The organism is Actinoplanes sp. NBRC 103695 (assembly GCF_030269485.1).
In the GTDB taxonomy this organism is placed as follows: domain Bacteria; phylum Actinomycetota; class Actinomycetes; order Mycobacteriales; family Micromonosporaceae; genus Actinoplanes.
This window is the reverse complement of record NZ_BSTL01000012.1, coordinates 111,550-129,132: the sequence shown is the minus strand read 5'-3', so window position 1 is coordinate 129,132 and position 17,583 is coordinate 111,550. Positions and strand designations below refer to the sequence as shown.

General features: G+C 70.0%; 16 protein-coding genes. 4 read left to right on the top strand and 12 right to left on the bottom strand.

Going from position 1 to position 17,583, the window contains the following annotated elements:
• Positions 1–523 precede the first annotated feature (523 nt).
• From QSK31_RS22540 to QSK31_RS22525, 4 genes are all read right to left on the bottom strand, one after another.
• Positions 524–970, bottom strand: a complete 447-nt coding sequence (locus QSK31_RS22540; RefSeq protein ID WP_285686266.1) for a DUF6924 domain-containing protein — start codon at positions 968–970, stop codon at positions 524–526.
• Between the two features lie 134 nt (positions 971–1,104).
• Positions 1,105–1,455: a DUF1304 domain-containing protein gene (locus tag QSK31_RS22535; RefSeq protein ID WP_285686265.1), complete on the bottom strand. Its 351-nt coding sequence runs from the start codon at positions 1,453–1,455 to the stop codon at positions 1,105–1,107.
• Positions 1,456–1,513: 58 nt separating this feature from the next.
• Positions 1,514–2,890, bottom strand: a complete 1,377-nt coding sequence (locus QSK31_RS22530) for an MFS transporter (protein WP_285686264.1) — start codon at positions 2,888–2,890, stop codon at positions 1,514–1,516.
• The gene (locus QSK31_RS22525; protein ID WP_285686263.1) at positions 2,887–3,744 is read right to left on the bottom strand and encodes an alpha/beta hydrolase; all 858 of its coding nucleotides are present in this window, start codon (positions 3,742–3,744) and stop codon (positions 2,887–2,889) included. Before QSK31_RS22525 ends, QSK31_RS22530 begins: the two co-directional genes overlap by 4 nt.
• Before the next feature lie 75 nt (positions 3,745–3,819).
• On the opposite strand from QSK31_RS22525, the gene QSK31_RS22520 reads away from it, so the two are divergent.
• The gene (locus QSK31_RS22520) at positions 3,820–4,785 is read left to right on the top strand and encodes a LysR family transcriptional regulator (protein ID WP_285686262.1); all 966 of its coding nucleotides are present in this window, start codon (positions 3,820–3,822) and stop codon (positions 4,783–4,785) included.
• 255 nt (positions 4,786–5,040) lie between these two features.
• Here QSK31_RS22520 and QSK31_RS22515 read toward each other — a convergent pair whose 3' ends face one another.
• A complete protein-coding gene (locus QSK31_RS22515) occupies positions 5,041–5,304 on the bottom strand; it encodes an SDR family NAD(P)-dependent oxidoreductase (RefSeq protein ID WP_285686261.1) in 264 nt (87 codons plus the stop codon).
• A 302-nt stretch (positions 5,305–5,606) separates the two neighbouring features.
• On the opposite strand from QSK31_RS22515, the gene QSK31_RS22510 reads away from it, so the two are divergent.
• Positions 5,607–6,617, top strand: a complete 1,011-nt coding sequence (locus QSK31_RS22510) for an SAM-dependent methyltransferase (RefSeq protein WP_285686260.1) — start codon at positions 5,607–5,609, stop codon at positions 6,615–6,617.
• A 54-nt stretch (positions 6,618–6,671) separates the two neighbouring features.
• The gene (locus tag QSK31_RS22505) at positions 6,672–7,490 is read left to right on the top strand and encodes a DUF1684 domain-containing protein (protein WP_285686259.1); all 819 of its coding nucleotides are present in this window, start codon (positions 6,672–6,674) and stop codon (positions 7,488–7,490) included.
• 81 nt (positions 7,491–7,571) lie between these two features.
• On the opposite strand, the gene QSK31_RS22500 is transcribed toward QSK31_RS22505, so the two are convergent.
• The gene (locus QSK31_RS22500) at positions 7,572–8,408 is read right to left on the bottom strand and encodes a class I SAM-dependent methyltransferase (protein ID WP_285686258.1); all 837 of its coding nucleotides are present in this window, start codon (positions 8,406–8,408) and stop codon (positions 7,572–7,574) included.
• An 86-nt stretch (positions 8,409–8,494) separates the two neighbouring features.
• Between QSK31_RS22500 and QSK31_RS22495 the strand changes: the two genes are divergently transcribed.
• On the top strand, positions 8,495–9,412 hold the full coding sequence (locus QSK31_RS22495; protein ID WP_285686257.1) for an AraC family transcriptional regulator: 918 nt from the start codon (positions 8,495–8,497) through the stop codon (positions 9,410–9,412).
• Between the two features lie 27 nt (positions 9,413–9,439).
• Here QSK31_RS22495 and QSK31_RS22490 read toward each other — a convergent pair whose 3' ends face one another.
• From QSK31_RS22490 to QSK31_RS22465, 6 genes are all read right to left on the bottom strand, one after another.
• The gene (locus QSK31_RS22490) at positions 9,440–10,228 is read right to left on the bottom strand and encodes an SGNH/GDSL hydrolase family protein (RefSeq protein ID WP_285686256.1); all 789 of its coding nucleotides are present in this window, start codon (positions 10,226–10,228) and stop codon (positions 9,440–9,442) included.
• A 128-nt stretch (positions 10,229–10,356) separates the two neighbouring features.
• Complete coding sequence (locus QSK31_RS22485; protein WP_285686255.1) at positions 10,357–11,718, bottom strand: patatin-like phospholipase domain-containing protein; 1,362 nt, start codon at positions 11,716–11,718, stop codon at positions 10,357–10,359.
• A 78-nt stretch (positions 11,719–11,796) separates the two neighbouring features.
• Positions 11,797–12,240 carry a hypothetical protein gene (locus tag QSK31_RS22480; RefSeq protein WP_285686254.1) on the bottom strand — a complete coding sequence of 148 codons (444 nt, stop codon included), beginning with the start codon at positions 12,238–12,240 and terminating at the stop codon, positions 11,797–11,799.
• Between the two features lie 161 nt (positions 12,241–12,401).
• Positions 12,402–12,530: a hypothetical protein gene (locus QSK31_RS22475; protein WP_285686253.1), complete on the bottom strand. Its 129-nt coding sequence runs from the start codon at positions 12,528–12,530 to the stop codon at positions 12,402–12,404.
• Between the two features lie 44 nt (positions 12,531–12,574).
• Positions 12,575–16,912 carry a ricin-type beta-trefoil lectin domain protein gene (locus QSK31_RS22470; RefSeq protein WP_285686252.1) on the bottom strand — a complete coding sequence of 1,446 codons (4,338 nt, stop codon included), beginning with the start codon at positions 16,910–16,912 and terminating at the stop codon, positions 12,575–12,577.
• An 84-nt stretch (positions 16,913–16,996) separates the two neighbouring features.
• Positions 16,997–17,581, bottom strand: a complete 585-nt coding sequence (locus QSK31_RS22465; protein WP_285686251.1) for a hypothetical protein — start codon at positions 17,579–17,581, stop codon at positions 16,997–16,999.
• Positions 17,582–17,583: the final 2 nt, after the last annotated feature.

The window sequence follows — 17,583 nt, the reverse complement described above, 5'->3', positions numbered from 1 at the left end:
ATAGCCAATTGGCCATTAGACGGTACGAGCGTTGCCGGCAGTGAGCCGTCCGCCGCCTTGGCCCCGGGTCAGAGGGGCAGACTCGGTGCCCGGCCGGCCGGTCCGAAGGCCGGTCTGCCTGGCCGGTTCCGGCCTACGCGGGACGGAGGACGTAGTCGTAGGTAAGGGCGCGATAGGGCCGGTCGAGTCCCTGGGCGGTGTAACCGGCGGGATCGTCACGAAGAACGGTGGCCTTGACCGCGGCCGCGGGGACGCATCACGGTGCGGAACTCGTGGCGCCCGTCCGCGTCGGCGATGACCGTGGCCCGGAGGTTGTCGGCGGGGATCCCGGTGGAGTCGTTCGGGATGTTGAGGGGTGCGAAGTCGCTGGTGTCGATGCCGGAGTAGACGTTGTCGGCGTCGCCACTTCGACTATTAGGTGCTGGCAGCCCTCTCCGAGGCCCAGCACCGCCAGCTCCTGGAGATCACCGAGCGCATCACCCGCACCCTCGGCCCTTGACGCCCGCAGGGGGTTGACCTCTGCTCAGCCCCACAGAGGACGGAAAACTCCGTCGTCGTCAGCGGAGTTCGCGAAGTCCTCCCAGTCCATGTTCCCTATCGAAAGGTTGGTTTCGACATCCGGGATCGCCTCCGGCACGGCACGGAAAGTGCGGCCGAGGGTGTCCTCATCGAGATCGACGACCAGCACGTGATGCTCCACGGAGCTCATTGCGGTCCGGTCAGCGACGAGCAGCAGCGACCACTCGCGGCCGGGCGGCACCAGACGGCACAGCTGTTCCGCGGTCAGCCCGTCGAACCCGGTGTCGTCGACCGGGTCGACGTACGCCCGGGCGACGTCGCCGTGCGACAGAAGGTGGATGCCGGTGACCTCACGACTGGTCACGGTCCAGGCCTCGTCGTCGGAGAAGTCGGTGCGCACCAGCGGCACCGCCGCCACCGGCGGTAGCTGCGGCAAACCTGCGGGATCCACAGCGTTCCCCTCCCCCGTCGCTGAACCGTCGCGGCCGAGCCAAGTTATCCGGTTCGCCACGAGGGGAGGAGTCGTATGTCGTTTCGGGCACCGGACCGGGCCGGTGAGTCAACCCTCTGCGAGGAGACGCGCCGTCAGGCGGCCAGCACGAAGATCAGAGCGAGCGCCGCCGGCACAGTCTGCACCAGCAGGATCCGGCGACTGGAAGTGATCCCGCCGACGATCCCGGCGACGGCGACACAGATCAGGAAGAAGATGACGGCGCCGCGGTTGCCGGCCACCAAACCCCAGACCAGCCCCGCGGCCAGAAACCCGTTGTAGAGACCCTGGTTGAGCCCGAGCACCCGGGTCTGTTGCGCGAACTCCGGCGTGAAGCCGAACGCACGCTGCCCGCGGGGCGTCGTCCACCACACCATTTCCAGGACCACGATGTACGCGTGGATGAGCGCGACCAAAAGCACCAACAGGTTTGCGACGACCACCATCGCGACAGGTTACCGAGCGGCTGCGCGGCAATGCGCGTTGAGGATCAGCGATCGTCCTTCAGGGCAGCAGGGTTGCCTCGCGGGCCGTTCTCCGCCCGGCATCGCGTCGATCGGCCAGCAGCGCGGCCAGCAGGAGGATGACCAGCTGATAGGCCATCGCCTTGGTCAGGTCGTTCCCGGACACCACGCCGATCATCGCCACCCCCAGGGTGCCGCCGATCTGCTGCGCGGTGGGCAGCAGGCCCGAGACCGAGCTGACCGCCGCCTCCGGCACCCCGGACAACACCTCGGTGAACACCTGTGCGGTGAACACGCCGAAGGCCATTCCGCCCAGCACCAACGACGCCCACAGCGCCCACTCACGGCCCGGTTCACCCAGCGTCACCGCGACCGGGATCGCGATCAGGCCGAACACGAGGGCCGAGATCGTCAGCGCTGCCTTGCCCAGCCTCCGCCGCACCCGACCGGCTCCCAGGCTGCCCACCAGTGCGCCGCCGGCGAACGGCACCATCAGCAGGGCCGCCGCCAGCGCGTCCCGGCCGAGCACCTGCTGCGCGTACAGAGAAAGAACGAGAGTGAAGGACGGAACGCCGGCGTTGAACAGGAGCACCAGGGCAACACCGCGGCGCGTAGCGCGAGTGGCCAGGGCGGCGGGGTGCACGAGTGGATTCCTCGCCCTCCGCTGATACCAGGCGAAGACGGCCAGCAGGGCCAGCCCGGTCAATCCCATCGCCCCGGCCCACGGCGGCCAACCGGCGTCCTGGCCGAGGGTCAGCGGCAGCACGAGCAGCGCCAGCCCGGCGAGGCTCAAAGCCACGCCGGCTGGGTCGATGCGCGTCTCAGTATCGGCGGCGGCCCCGCCCGGCAGGACCGGGCTGAGCACGAGCGCCGCCACGGCGACCGGAACCGCCAGCAGCATCGCGGCCCGCCAGCCCAGGCCGTACACATCGGCATCCAGAACGACCCCGCCGAGCAGCGGCCCGGCCAGCGAAGCGATCGCCATCGTCCCGCCGTAGGCACTCATCACGCGCGCGCGGCGTCCCGGCGGGAAGGCGATCTGGATGATGGAGAGGATCTGCGGAGCCATCAGCCCGCTGCCCAGCCCCTGGACGAGACGAGCGCCGATCAGCACCGCCACGTTCGGCGCCGCCGCCCCGGTCACGGCGCCCGCCAGGAACACCACCAGGCCGAGCACGAAGATCCTCCGGTACCCGTACCGGTCCCCCAGCCTCGCCGCGGTGATCAGCGTGCAGGCGTAGCTCAGCGTGTAGCCGGCCAGGACGAGCCGCCCGGCGCCGGACCCGGCAGCAAGCTCGTTGCTCACCGCCGGCACCGCGATCTGCATGACGGTCACGCTGATGAGCTGCACAAAGACGCCGGACAGCAGCACCGGGAGCACCAGTCGTCCGAGCGCCGGCCGAGACTCGACGGTCATGCGGCGGCGATGTCGGCGAGGAGGGTGGCGAGTTCGGCGGGCCGGGTGACGAAGGGTGAGTGCCCACCGGGTAGATCCCTGACCGCGAACCGGCGGTCCGGGATCGCCGCATCGGCTTCCTGAATCATGAGGTCCTGCGTAAGTACCGGCAGCGCCAGATCGCCGGTCAAGCGAATGAAGGTACGCGCGATGCTTCCCCACCGCGCCGCCGTCACGGGCACCGGGGTGGACGGGATCGCCAGCGGAAGATCCGGTTGCAGCAGCAGCCGCCACCCATCCGTGTCCGGGCTCGCGGGCGCGTCATCGCTCGACGAGCCGAGCAGGGACCGGTGGATCGTCGCGACCACGTCCGGATCGTCGGACAGGGGGTTTATCCGGAACGTGCCGAGGATCGCCGGATCGGCCACCGGCGGGATCCCTACGGCGGTGGCGTTCTCCGGCGACTCCAGGTAGTCGAAGAACCGCGGCCGTCCGGCCGGGACGAATGCGGACAGGTAGATGAGGTGGTCGAGCAGTTCGGGAGCCTCCTCCGCCACCCCCGACACCACTCCACCGCTGGCGCTGTGCCCGACCAGCACCACTCGCCGGAAACGACTTCGCACCTGGGTCAGCACGCTCAGCACCGCGTCGACGTTGTCTCGCATGCTGATGTCGGCCAGCGGCGAGCGCTCGGTGGTGATTCCGGGCTGACCCGCGCGCAGGTAACCGGAGGGAACCGGCGCATCCACTCCGTGCCCCGGCAGGTCGACGGCTGCCGAGGCCACGCCCAGACCGGTGAGGGCACGCTGGGTGGCGACCCAGTGCACGGAGGAATGCCAGGCGCCGTGAACGAGAACGATGAGGGTGTCAGTCACCTCGTCAGCTCACCGCAAGCTGACCCTGCTATCCACTGGCATATATGGCTCACGCCATCCTGATACTTTCAAGATATGGAAGCCCGACACCTTCGGTACGCCCTGGCGCTCGCCGAACACCAGCATTTCGGCCGGGCCGCGGCAGCCCTGGGCATCGCGCAGCCCCCTCTGTCCACCCAGATCGCGGCGCTGGAGAAGGAGGTCGGTGAGCGGCTGTTCGAGCGAACGTCCCGCGGCGTCTTCCCCACCGCCGCCGGCGACGCGTTTCTAGCCCGAGCCGAGCGGGCGCTGCAGGAGATGACCGGCGCCGCTGTCGACGCCGGCCGGGCGGCCCGGGGCGAGACCGGCCGCCTGCGTATCGGATTCATTGGTTCCGCACTTCTCGACCCCCTGCCCACGGTGCTCGCGCCGTTCCGCCGCGCGCATCCCGAGGTCCGGTTGAGCATGACCGAAGCGCCCAGCCCGGAAAGCACGTCGGCACTGCTTGCGGGGTCCCTGGACGTCGCCGTCGGCCGCGGCGCGCCGACCGGCCCGGGAGCCGAGACGCTGGTAACCGTCTCAATCAAGACCGACGACCTGGTCGCAGTCGTTGCCGCGACCCATCCGTTCGCCGGGCAACGTCAGGTCGGCATCGAGCAACTGTCCGGCGACCGGCTCATCATCAGCCCGCCGGAAAGCGAACCCCGGGTCGCCGCGGTCCTCCGCGAACTCTTCCCCGCCCGGTCGCTGGAAGAGGCGATCAGCGCCCGCGACGTCCACACCATCGTCGGCCTCGCCGCCTGCGAGGCCGGCGTGGGCCTGGGACCGTCCGGCATCCGCCGCATCGACCGCCGCGACGTCCGCTTCTGCCGCATCACCCCAGCCGTCCGGCTCCCCGACCTGCACCTGTCCTTCCGGGCCCACGACCCATCCCCCGTGCTGGCCAACTTCCTGCAGGTCCTCCGGCACAACTGCGCCCAGGTGGGCAACCGGCTGGACCGCACACTCACGGCAATGCGAGTCCCGGCGTCGAGCCAGGTCGTCATACCGACAACGGAATAGGCCGCCATCGCGGCTCCCTGGCTAAAGCTCGGCCGCGAAGGCTACGGCGCTGGCGCAACCGGCCAGAACCGTTCAGTGAGCATTGACCGGCCTAGCCTCAGTGAAGCAGCCTCGGGACTTTCTCAATCGATTTCATCAAGCCGGTCGACGTGAACAGGGGCTGCCGAACGCAATACCCCAACCGTCCCGGCGTCTTCGGGTGGACTGACGATCCCGCCAATCCATTCAGCTGGGAATGCCGGCTCCCCTGACGTCCTAAACCGCGCTGTCCACGATGGACCTCAGTGCGGCCTCGTCCCGGATGTCGGCCTTGAACGCCTTGATGCTGCGGCCCCGGTCCCGAACCATCTGCTCGGTGAGGGCCAGATCCTTGTCCGACGCCATCGGGTAGGCGATGTGCTCGACGGGCGCGCAGATGTCGACGGCGATGATGTCGGCGCCCTCCTCGGCCAGCCAGACAGCGTGGTTGCGTCCCTGTCCGCGGGCCGCGCCCGTGATCAGAACAACCTTGTCGGTCATGCGCTCCATGGCAGTTCCCCCTCTTCGTGACCCCGTGCTTCTGCCGTCCATGCTGCTCGCGACCGTCCACTGTGACCCAGCTCCCAAAGCAATGCTGGGCAGGGAAGATGGCAGTCGGCCAGGTGATCACTCGGCACAACGTGATCGGGAAGGGAACGAACGCTGCCCCCAGCGCCAGAGAGCCACCCCTCAGCCGCCCCATCGGTAAGCCCTGCCCCAGATTCAGTCCGTTCTCGGTGAACCACGAACCTCCATCGCTCGTCATGGGGGTGCCCCGATCCCAAGAGCAGTGGAGAGATGCCATGCGCCCAGGCGACACCCGAGCAGCGGGACCGGCACTCACGGAGATCGAGGCACTCCGGCTGGACGCCGAGCAGGCGGCACTCATTCTCGGAGGTTTGGACACCGGCTTCCTGGTCCGGTGTGTCGTGCCGATCACTGTCCCCGACCTGGCCGAGGCGACTGCCTTGGACTTCTCGCAGACCGGGCATCTCTGCACCGCCCTGCAGGCGATCGGCGTCCTCGAAGAAGAGAACGGACGCTATCGGCTCACGCGGCACTACGCCGCGCTCCTCACCGAGGGATCCGACTTGCACGCCCTGAACGTGCTCCACGGCTCCGCGGTCCGCCAGCGCCTGTTCACCACCATGTTCTGGCCGGCGGAGGCCGGCCCGACGGCGTTCTGGCACCTTGATCGGGCCGACCAACAGGCGCTCGCCTCGAGTGTCTCGGTCGATCCGTTCGCTCCCTACGCCCGCTCCGCCGTCGAAGGCTTGATCGAAGGAATCCCACCGTGGCGGGAAGCCTTCGGCTCCGGCGCCCGCTACCTGGAACTCGGCTGTGGGCTGAGCGGCATGCTGCTCACCAGCGCGTCGATCTACCCCGGTCTGCACGGCGTCGGCGTCGACCTGTCCGCGAGCCTCATCGACATCGCCCGTGCCCGTGCCGTCGCATTGGGCCTGGAGCGCCGCCTCACCTTCACCGTGGTCGATGCCGCCGCGTTCACCGATCCCGAACCGTTCGACGTGGTGTTGTGGAGCCAGGACTTCTTTCCTGCGGCAGGCCGCAAGTCGGTCCTCGCCAACGCCTACTCCCGTCTCCGGCCGGGCGGACTGCTCGTCGCCCCGGTCCTCGTCCCGATGAGCCGCCCGCACGACATCAAGAGCGCCCTCGACACGCTGCTGCTCCAGTCCTGGGATGTGCCCAGCATGACGGGCGCCGAGGTCGCGGCCGAGGTGGAGGCGGCGGGATTCACGGACGCGACGATCCATCCGCGGCCGTTCCACACAGTGGTGTTCGCTCACCGGCCTTGAGCCGCTGTCCGACAGATGAACCGTAAACCGATCAGACATCGAGGTGATCCGGCCGTGAGTTCCTTCGCCGAAGCATGGCAGCAGTGGCACGACAAACACGAACGCCAACGGACCGACCCGCACGGGTTCCTCGCCGTGACCAGTCTTAACTTCCTGGACGCGACACCGCGGCGGTTCCCGGACGCGCCCGGCACGTGGCACCTGTCGGCCGACGGCGTGGTCGTCGTCGAGCTGGCCGAGGGTGAATCGCTGACGGTCGACGGGGCCGAGACGACAGGCACCTTCACCTTCCCGGTGATCACCGAGCGGGGCGGCATCAACGCCCGGTACGACGACGCGGTGATCGAGGTGGCCAAACGCGGCGGCCTCCATCTGATCCGGCCCCGGCACCCCGAGAACGAGCTGCGAACCTCGTACCGCCGCACCCCGGCCTTCCCACCGGACGAGAAGTGGGCGCTGGACGCACGGTTCGTCCCGTTCGACCAGCCGCGCGCCGTAACGGTCGGCGCGGCGGTGGAGGGCCTGGAACACGTATACGAGTCGTCCGGCCGCATCGAATTCACCGCCGGCGGGCAGGACCTGGCGCTGACGGTGTTCAACGGCTTCAAACCCGGCTTGTACCTAGCCGTGTTCACCGACGCGACATCCGGCGTAACCACCTACGCGGCAAACCGCTCGGTGATCGTGACCACGGCCGCCGACGGCACCGCGGTGCTCGACTTCAACCGGGCCACGAACCTGCCGTGCGCCTACACGGAGTTCGGCACCTGCCCGCTCCCGCCACCCGAGAACCGCCTGCCTATCGCGGTCGAGGCGGGCGAGAAGTACCCCTTCGAACGAACAGACGAGATCAGCCGGGAACCTCGATCATGAGGTGGCGGTAGTCACCGATCGAGAGCACCTCTGTGGGCCGACCGTGCCGGCCGGCCCACAGACCTTACAAACGACGCCGGCTCAGGCAGCGGCGTACGGCTCCGGCACCCGGCCGTAGGCGACATGCACCTTCGCGGCTGGTCGAGGCCCGACCTCCGCTTCGACCCGGCGAACCTCCTGCTCCACAGCCTCGCTGAGCCGGTGGAGCTGCGCGAAGTTCAGCGCTCGGATGGGCGGGAGCGATTCGAAGAGGGCCAGCACCTCGCGCAGGAAGTCGCGCGCCGGGGGCAACGGGGTGCCCACATCGATGGGCTTCACCCGCACGTCGTCGAGGCCGGCCGCGGACATGAGACCACCGAGCTCATCGGCCTTCAAGTAATCCAGCGGCAGTTCGAGCGGCTCGGGGAACACCTCCGGGATCTCGTGGATCGCCCGGAGAACAATGTCGTGCAGTGGTGAGCCGTTCGCGTCCGCCCAGTGTGCGACAGCCACTGGTCCGCCCGGCCGGACGACCCTGCCCAACTCGGTCAGCGCGGGCAGGGTGGCAGGACCGAAGAACAAGGCGCTGAACAGCGAGAACGCCCCGTCGAAGTGCGCTGACGGATAGGCCAAGGGCGCCGCTCCGTCCATGATCACAGACCTGCTGCCGGTGTAGGGGTGCAGACGGCCGGCCAGATAGTCCGCCTGCAACGGAGAAATGTCGATCCCGTCCACCCGGAAACCCCGTTCGGCGGCCGTGACCGCGAACCCGCCGGTACCGGCCCCATGGTCCAGCAGCGCCGCTCCGGCGGGCAGCGCGCACTCGGCCAGCAGGTGCTCCGCGAGGGCCACCGACACGGGTTCGGCCCAGCGCACGTACGCCGGAATCATCCTGTCGTAGGGCCCGAGTTCGCCGAATTCTGGTTCCTTGCATTCCATGGCATCAAGACAAACATCGGCGGCCGTACGGGAAAATCCGTCAGCGTCCGGGACGGATGCGCGTTCCGCCGAACTAGCCTCGCGACGTGGACTTGATCAGCGACGTCGTCGGCGCCGGACACGCCGGCCCCGCATTTGCCTGCCGGGTCCGGGCCGTCGGCGCCTGGGGCTTCCGCTTCCCGTCGAATACCGGCATGGGCTTCCACGCCGTTCTGGACGGCGCCGGCTGGGTCGCCGCGCCGGGCGCCAAGCCGGTGCGGGTACAGCGCGGCGACATCGTCCTCGTTCCGCATGGCGCCGAGCACGTGCTCAGCCACACCGTGCGACGGTCGATGACCGGCTGGGAGACCCTGTGGGCACCAGGTCCGGTCATGACCGGACCGGCCGACATCGACTTCCTCCTGGGCTGCTACAAACTCGATCACAGTCAGGTCCACCGCTTCATGCACACGCTGCCGGCGGTGGTGCGGATCAGGCCCGACTACGACAACCAGCCCGACCTACGGGCATTGCTGGACCTGCTGGCGACCGACGCGTCGCTCGATCGGCCCGGCGGGACGGCGACCCGGGCCGCGCTCGTCGACCTGATCCTCGTCCACGTCCTGAGACAGGTCGGCGAAGCGACGCGGACCGGCGGCAGCGCCGAGCTTGCCGACCCGGGCGTCGCCGCAGCCCTCGATCAGATCCGTGAGAGCCCCCACCGACCGTGGACCGTCCCGAAGCTGGCCCAGGTGGCCGGCATGTCCCGGACCGTCTTCAGCGAACGCTTCGCTTCCCTGGTCGGCGAGCCCCCGATGAGATACCTCATCGGCTGGCGCCTGACCCGGGCGGCCCGCCTGCTCCGCGAGACCCAGGTGCCGCTGGCGACGATCGCCCGCCAGGTGGGCTACGCCAACGGGTACGCCTTCGCCGGAGCGTTCCGCCGCCAGTACGGGGTCGCACCCGGCCACTATCGCCGCCAGCAGCCGCTGGCGACGGAACGCCCTTCTCTCACCGGCAAATGAAGAACCGCCGGCTGTTCGAGGACGGGTTCACCGATGCTTTTCCTCAGCGGGCAGGATCGCGTCGAGGAGCGGCAGGTATCCCTGCCGGTACCCAACGGCGGTCGGGTGGAAGGTCTCTCTCAGCTGGGAGAGGCTGAACGGGTTGATCCAGGACACCGCCGAGCACACGCCGTGCCCGTCGAAGGCGCTACGCGCGTCGGCGAACCCGAAGCCGGCGGCCTCAGCGCGCTCGGACAGCTTTCCGTCGAGCGCGGCAGTGCCCCGGTTCAGGGCCCGCCGCTTGGTGAGGCTCAGGCCGCACGAGGTCGCTGCCTCGTCGGTGAATAGGGGATAGCCGACGACGGTCACCGACGCGTTAGGCGCGGCCTGGCGGATCGCCGCGAACGTGCTGTCGAGGTCGGTTCCCAGCGTCTGGTCGATGTAGGAAACCGAGCGGTCGACCGCCGCGGTGCAGTTGGCGTCGCTGCCGAGCAGGCAGGCGACCGCGGTCTCTGTGGAGGCGACGTCGTTCCCGCCGATCGAGATGGTCACGACGTCGGTGTCCTGATTCAAGGCGGCCAGTTGCGTCGAGCGGACGTCCGCGAGCGTGGCGCCGTTGCACCCGACGTTGGCGAACGAGGTCACGCTGTGGGCGTCTGCCCACAGTGTGGGGTAACCGTTCGGGCTGCGCTTGCAGTCGCCCGAGGCGGGGTCGTAGTTCAGGGCACCGACGCCGGCGGCATACGAGTCCCCCAGGGCGACATAGTCGAGGCCTTCGGCAGCTTGGGCTGGGGCACCGGATGCCACCAGCAGCGCAATCGTCCCGACGAGGGACATTCTCAGCGTCCGTTGGGCAATACTCCGCATTGCTTCTCCCTTGCAGGCGTTGTGCCCTCGAGACGTGACTGACCACTGTGGAGTTCGCCAAAGTGGTTTTGTTCACTGGAGATGCCGGTGATACCTCGCTACCTCCCGGCCGGTCCCTTCGACAGGTACGCCGTGACGACCGTCTTCGCATCGCGGGTGACGACGAAGTGTGAGATGTCGGCGATCTCGACCGGCAGCTCACCGGTGATCTGCTGCGAGCCCTTACGACCGGTCCAGTTGGCCACCGGCCGCTGACGGCCGTCGAAGGTGTAGCCGAAGAGCCGGTAGCCGGCCCCTTCGTGAAGTCCCGCGATCGTGGCTGTCGTCGTGACGCCCTGGCCGTTGGCGGTGACCGATACCGACAGGGCCACGCCGGTCCGCCGATCGGTGGCCGAGGTCGAGGCGGACTGGGCGGCGCCGGCGGAGGGCTTGGTCTCGGCCCCGGCGAGCAGAGATTTCGCCGAGACGCCGGCCACGGCCAACGCGGCCAGGACGAGGGCGCTCAAGGCGGCCACGGCACCGGTACGGCGGCTGGTGGTGACACCTGGCCGGCGGGTGGGCGGGCGGCTCGGGCTGCCGTGGGAGTTCGGTGTGGCGATTGCTGCCGACCGGTCCACCGCGGTGTTTGCCGGGATTTGCCGGTGCGCCGGTCCGGCCTGCCTCTCGACCGGCTTCTCCGGCGGTCGGACGGCCGGTGCCGGTCGGGCCGGTGCCGGTGCCGGTCGAGGCGGTGCCGACCGGGACGGCGGTGCCGATGGGGGCGGCGGTGCCGATCGAAATGTCGGTACAGCTCCGGGTGGCTCGACGGTGGCCGGTGCCTCGATCGGCCTGACCGACTTGAGCGGGCGAATCTCCGTCGGGGTAGGCGCGGCCTTCGCCTGCCGCAGCGCCGGAGACGGTGCGATGGCAGCCGGCTTTCGCTGCGGGAGTTTGGCCGCCGGCGGGGCGGTCGGTGGACCGACCTTCTCCCGGCTCACCTCGGTGGCATTGCCGTCCTTCTTTCGTCGCACGGCACCGCTGATGCTGTCCCGGTCCGGGCGGACGGCGCCGCTGCTGTGTTCCGGCGCCGACCGGTCAGTGTCGCCGGTGCCGGCGCCGTCCTCGCTGGCCCGGCTGCGGCGACGGAGGCGGAAGCGGCCGCTTTCGCTCGCCTCGGCCATCCTACGGACGAGGCTGTCCGGCTCCGGAATTTGCTGCGGCGCGAACCGCTCCGGGAAGGCCGGTGGCGCGGCCGCACCCAGCGCTCCGTACGCGTTGAGCAGTTCCTCACCCGAGCCGAAGAGCAGGCCCAGCGCGGCGAGCGTCTCGCACACCGCGCCGGCCTCGGCCCGGCAGTCGGCGCACCCCTCGAGATGCCGGCCGACCCGGTCCGCCGAACGCCGGTCCAGCGCGTCCAGATAGTAGAGAGCGAGCAGGTCTGTGAGGTGGGCGTCCGCCTCCACGGCTTCGTCCACACGCATCAGGTCCTCCGTTCGCCGCTCCTAACCAGACGTTGCGAGCTGGGCACAGGTTCACCCGCTCCGGCAGAACATCGGGCGTCAGATACAGTCCGCGATCACATTGGCGAGCCGATCCAGCAGCACCGCATCCTCCGGACTGGTCGACGCCGTTCGGTTGTGCTGCTCGCGCCGGTGGATACGGGTGAGCGGTTCGAAGCCGAGCTGACTGGCAGCCTCGGTCTCACCGGCCGGCCCAAACGCAAACGCAGCCGTGCGGAGATCGTCGGAACGATGGCGGCGGTCGGCCGCGGAGGCGAAGGCGAAGGCGCCGATCGAGTACTCGCGGATCGAGTCGATGTTGCCGGTGGCGCCGACGATCAGCCCGTGCGGGCCGGAGCCGCCCCAGGCCGATTCCTTGATGTCGAGCACCACGGCCTCGCCTTCGCCGTTGGTGCCGATCGGGGCGCGCAGCATCCGCGGGTCTCCGGCGGTTACCCAGCGGCGGGCGATGTCCACCGTGCCGGGGCCGCCGCCGAGCACCATCTCGGTCAGCGGGACGATCCGGGACAGCAGTTGTTCGCGCTCGTCGCTCAGGCGTAGCGGGGACAGTTCGCGGGCGACCAGCTCGGCCAGCCGGAGCGTGACGGTGTCAGCCTGGGGGTGCCCGGCCGGTGAGACGACGTGCTGGGTGCGCCCCTTGAGGCTCAGTTGCCGCCGCCGGACGTCTCGACCGCGATGAGGACGTCGTCGGGAGCGTGCAGCACCGCGACCTGGCAGAGCAGTGCCCGGACGATGTCGCGGACATGGTTCGGCCGGCCGAGCACGCTCAGCACGCCGACCCGGCCGATGTCGACGACCAGGCGAAACTAATGACCGGTTATCCGGTCAGGGCGGGCACCGACCAGAGTTGAAGCGCCGTGAGCCGGCAGCCGTCCAGCTTCAGGGCCGCCCCGTTGCGGAACGAGTCGCTGGTCAGGCACAGGCTGGAAGCGACGTTGAGCAGAGTGCCGTCCGGTTGCTGCCGCCAGACCTGCGTGGCGTCGGCGGCACCGCAGGCCGCCACGGCGAGCGTCTTGCCTCCGTCTTGCGGGGTGAGGCATCTGGTGTCCGGCGTCTGCAGCCGCCCGTCGGAGCGGGTGGTGAACCGCTGGGCGGTGGTGCGGTTGCATTCCCAGCCTCGGACCGTGTCGAAGAAGTCGACGCACCACGAGCCGCTGACGTCGGAGATCACATCGACGGGCGGTGAACCGTACACGGCCCAGAGGAACGACGCGGTGCTGCTGACGCTGCCCTCGGTGGCCGTGACCACGGCAGTGGCGGCGATCGCCTTGGCCGGCGTACCGGAGATGACGCCCGTCGCCGGGTTGATGGTGAGTCCGGCGGGCAGGCCGGTCGCGCTGTAGGTCAACGTGCCACCACCGTTGGCCTTCGCACTGATCGGCAGGGTGACCGCGGTGCCGACAGTGCCCCGCTGCGGTCCCGGGCTTGAGACGTCCGGCGCGGTCGGCGGGATCGTCCACAGCTGGAATCCCGTGACCTGGCAGCGGGCCAGCGTCAGCGCCGCCCCGTTGCGGAACGAGTCACTGGTCAGGCAGCGACCGGAGGCGATGTTGAGCAGAGTGCCGTCCGGCTGCTGCCGCCAGGTCTGGGTGCTGTCGGCGGTGTCGCAGGCCGGCGCGGCGAGCGACGTGCCGCCGTCCCGCGGTGTCAGGCACCGGCCGTCGGCCGTCCGCAACCGGCCGTCGGAGCTGCTGATGAACTGCTGGGCGGCGGTGCGGTTGCATTCGTAACCGCGGACCGTGCTGAAGGTGTCGACGCACCAGGAGCCGGTGACGTCGGTGATCGCGGTCGGCGACGGCGGCGCGTACACGGCCCACAGGAACGAGACCACGCCGTTCGTTGTGCCCGCGGTGGCGCTGACCGTGACCGGGTAGATGCCTGAGTAGGCGGTGGTTTCGGAGATCCGGCCGGTGCCGGCGTCGATCGACAGGCCGGCCGGCAGGCCCACGGCATCGAAGCTCAGCGGACCGGTGCCGCCGTCCGCGGTGATGGCCACGGTTGCGGCGGCGCCGACCGTGGTGCGCTGGGCTCCGGGGTCGCGGACCACCGGAATTCCAGCGGCGGGCTGGGTTACGGGCAGCTTCCACGACTGGGCGGCGGTGCAGGCGGCCAGGGTGAGCTGGGTGTTCGACTCCACCTTGGGCACGGCCAGGCAGCGGCCGGACACCGGGTTGACCAGGGTGCCATCGCTCTGCGGGCGCCAGGTCTGCGAACCTGCGCCACGGCACCGGTAGAGCACGATCACGGCGCCGTCGGTGGTCGCGTCGCCGGCGACGGTCAGGCATTTGCCGACGGTCTCGAGCATGCCGTCGGCCCGGACCGTCCAGCGCTGCGTGTTTCCGGCATTGCAGGAGTACGCCACGATCTTGTTGCCGTCGGCGGTGGCGGCGAGCCAGTCGTCCACGCAAAGGTTGCCCGGCCCGGTGATCTGGCCGTGGTGCACGCTCCAGGCGAACGATGTCCGGCCCGTCGTACCCGCGGTGATCGTCGCCAGGCCCTGTCCGACCGTGGTCGGCGTCCCGGTGATGCGGCCGGTGGTGGCGTCGATCGACAGCCCGGCCGGCAGTCCGCTCGCCCGGTAGGTGACGCCGGTCGCGGTTCCCGCGGTCCGGATGTCCACTGCCGTGCCGACCACCGGGTCCTGTCGTCCGGGGTTGGTGATCGCGGTGGCGCCGGCCGCCGTGGGCAGCGTCCACTGCTGGGTGCCGGCGCCCGTACAGGTGGACTGGATCAGCTGTTCACCCGCGCTCGGAGCCGGGGCGGTCAGGCACTTCCCGGATGCCGGGTTGCGCAGCGTCCCGTCCGTCTGCGGCTGCCACACCTGCGAGGCGGCGTCGCCGCACGGGGCGAGCACGATCGGGTTCCCCTCGACCGGGCCGTCGCGATAAGAGGTCAGACACTTGCCCATCAGTTGCAGCCGGTTGTCCGTACCCACCGCAATCTGTTGACTTTTTGCGGCCTTGACACAGGACCACAGCTGGATCGGGTTGTTGTCGTCGGTCCGGCCATCACGGTCGTCCAGGCACAGCCCGCTGACCCCGCTGACCACGCCGTCGGCCACCTGCCAGCCGAACGACATGGTGGCCGTGGTGCCGGCCGTGCTCCGGACCTCGACCGTGGCGGTGGTCGCCACGGTACGCGCGACGGTCCCGGAGATCATTCCGGTGCCGGGATCGATCGACAGACCAGCGGGCAGGCCGGCTGCGCTGAAGGTCAGCCCCTGGGTGGAGTCGGCGGTGGTCGCGGTGACCTTCTGCCACACCTCGGCGCCCTTGCGGGTTACCTGGAAGCCGGGATTGTCGAGTTGCACGGCACCCGGCGGCACGCCGGACGGCAGCCGCCACTGCTGGCCCGCCCGCCCGTCACAGCCGGCCAGGATCAGCTGAACGTTCTTCTCGGCGGCGGGAGCGGTCAGGCAGTGGCCGGTGGCCGGATTCCGCAGCGTGCCGTCGGCCTGCGCCCGCCAGGCCTGCCGGTCGGCGCCGGTGCAGGCCGACAGCACGATCGGTGCTCCCGCGGCCGGCGACACCGCCAGGCAGCGGGCCTCGGCCCCCTTCACAAAAGCGACGGTGCTGTCGCCCCGCGCGGCCCAATTCTGCTGGCAGGGCGTAAACAGCTGGATCTTGTTGCCCTCGTCGAGCCGGCCCTGGTCGCTGTCGACACACATGCCGCCGACCCCGCTGACCGGCCCGTAGCCGAGCAGGACGTCCCACTGGAAGCTGGTCGACACGGTAGCCGTGCCGTCGGTCGCGGTGACCTGCACCGTGGCCCGCCCGGCGGTGGCCGGCGTGCCCGAGATGACGCCGGTCGAGGCGTCGATCGCCACGCCGGCCGGCAGACCGGTGGCGCTGTATCGCGGCGCCGTCCCGGATGCGGTGGTCGCCTTGGCCTTGGTGATCGTCACCGGCCGGCCCCGCACGGTGGACTGCCGTCCCGGGTTGGTGATCCGGATCGTGGCGCCACAGCTGCCGGCCAGGACCAGCAGCCGGTTCGGTGACCCCGGACCGGGATCGCTGATCAGGTCCGGCTCGGCGCAGCCGACCAAGGCGTCCCGAACCTGCTGCGGGGTGGCGTCCGGATGGGCCGACAGGTAGATCGCGGCGGCACCGGTGACCAGGGGCGCGGACAGCGAGGTGCCGTTGGCCGCGGTGGTCGCGGTGTCGCTGTCCCACGCCGTGGTGGCGATGTCGGTGCCGGGGGCGAACAGGTCGATGCAGGTGCCGAAGTTCGAGAAGCCCGCCCGCCGATCGGTGCGGTCGGTGGCGCCCACCGTGATGGCCTCGGGCGTGCGCTGCGGCGATTCCAGGCAGGCGTCCTGATTGGAGTTGCTGCCGGCGATGACGTACGTGATGCCGTCCCGGCTGGACTGGCTGATCGCGTCCTCGAGGTCCTTCTGGATGACGGTGCCGGTGCCCCAGCTCATGTTCACCACGGCCGGGCGCGGGCCGTTCTTGGTCACCCACTCGATCGCCTTCAGGGCGTTGGTCGCCTGGCCGTGGCCGTCGCAGCCGGTCGTCACGCGGACCGCGTACACCGTGGCGTTCTTGGCAACACCGTAGGTCTGGGATGCGGCGGCGCCGGCCACCGCGGTGCCGTGGCCCTGACAGTCGCCCTGGTCGGAGCCGTCCAACCCGTTCAGCACCCGGCCACCGAACTCGGTGTGCGTCGTCCGGACCCCGCTGTCGAACACGTAGATGTAGGCCTTGGACGCGTCGGCGACGTCGAACGACCCGCTCAACGCCGGCGTGGACTGGTCGACGCGGTCGAGGTTCCACGGCGGGTCGGTCTGCACCGCGTCGAACCCGAGGTAGACGTCCTGGCGCACCGACGCGACCCGCGGGTCATCGGCCAGGTCAGCCGCCTGGTCGGGCGACAGCCGCGCCGAGAAACCGTGCAGCGCGGACGTGTAGACGTCGGTCGGCCGGCCACCGAACCGGCCGGTCAGCTCACGGGCCGCGCCGGTGACCGCCTCCGCGGCCCGCAGTCCCGGGCGGTCGGCCAGCCGCACGACATAGCTGCCCGGAACCGGATCCCCGGCGGCGGGCGCCGGCGCGGCGTGAGCCGACGCCGCGGGTGGACGGGCTGCGACACCGAATGTCACCGCTGTGACCGACAGGAGGGAGAGGACCGTACCGGCCGCGAAGGTGCGATTCATCGGGTTCCCGATCGCTGGATCTGTTACGTCGCCGCAGATCCTCACAAGCGAACGCGGACGCGGACAGTCCTCGGAACGAGGACGTCAGTTTGTCGGCTGGTCCGGCCGCTCGATCTGCGCGGTGACGAAGGGCGCGCCGTCGACCGGGCCGACCGTGAAGAACACCAGCTGGTCGACCGGCACGGTGAGTTCGCCGCTGACGTCCTGATCGGTGGTGTCGCCCGACCAGTCCCGCACCACATGCGTCATGCCATCAGCGGTGGCCGCGTAGAGCCGATGCCGAACGCGCGTTTTCAGGCCGGTGACATGGGCGTCGACCGTCGAGCCGTGCGCGTTGCCGGTGACCGAGACGGAAAGGGTGACCGTCCCACTGCTGGCCTCGGCGCTCGCGGTGACAGAGGCGCCGGCCTGCTGGGTGCCACTGTCGTTGAGCAACAACGCGCCGAACCCGACGACCACGAGAAGAGCAACGGCGGTTCCGGTGTACGCCAAATAGCGGCGCAGACGCCGCCTGCTTGCCGGACGGGTCGAGTCGGTCCGGGCGCCCGCCGGCCGGGGCTGCCTCGGTGAACGCGATGGGCGCTCCAGTACCGGATCGACCGGGGTTTCGTCCAGGGCGAGGACGGCGGCGATGTCGTCGTCCGAGAATTGGCCCAGGGCGCTGGTCACGC

Bases quoted from the DNA above. Each gene is read 5' to 3' on its own strand.
- QSK31_RS22535 (WP_285686265.1), bottom strand. From the start codon at position 1,455: ATGGTGGTCGTCGCAAACCTGTTGGTGCTTTTGGTCGCGCTCATCCAC.
- QSK31_RS22530 (WP_285686264.1), bottom strand. From the start codon at position 2,890: ATGACCGTCGAGTCTCGGCCGGCGCTCGGACGACTGGTGCTCCCGGTG.
- QSK31_RS22520 (WP_285686262.1), top strand. From the start codon at position 3,820: ATGGAAGCCCGACACCTTCGGTACGCCCTGGCGCTCGCCGAACACCAG.
- QSK31_RS22515 (WP_285686261.1), bottom strand. From the start codon at position 5,304: ATGACCGACAAGGTTGTTCTGATCACGGGCGCGGCCCGCGGACAGGGA.
- QSK31_RS22510 (WP_285686260.1), top strand. From the start codon at position 5,607: ATGCGCCCAGGCGACACCCGAGCAGCGGGACCGGCACTCACGGAGATC.
- QSK31_RS22500 (WP_285686258.1), bottom strand. From the start codon at position 8,408: ATGGAATGCAAGGAACCAGAATTCGGCGAACTCGGGCCCTACGACAGG.
- QSK31_RS22490 (WP_285686256.1), bottom strand. From the start codon at position 10,228: ATGTCCCTCGTCGGGACGATTGCGCTGCTGGTGGCATCCGGTGCCCCA.
- QSK31_RS22485 (WP_285686255.1), bottom strand. From the start codon at position 11,718: ATGCGTGTGGACGAAGCCGTGGAGGCGGACGCCCACCTCACAGACCTG.
- QSK31_RS22480 (WP_285686254.1), bottom strand. From the start codon at position 12,240: ATGGTGCTCGGCGGCGGCCCCGGCACGGTGGACATCGCCCGCCGCTGG.
- QSK31_RS22470 (WP_285686252.1), bottom strand. From the start codon at position 16,912: ATGAATCGCACCTTCGCGGCCGGTACGGTCCTCTCCCTCCTGTCGGTC.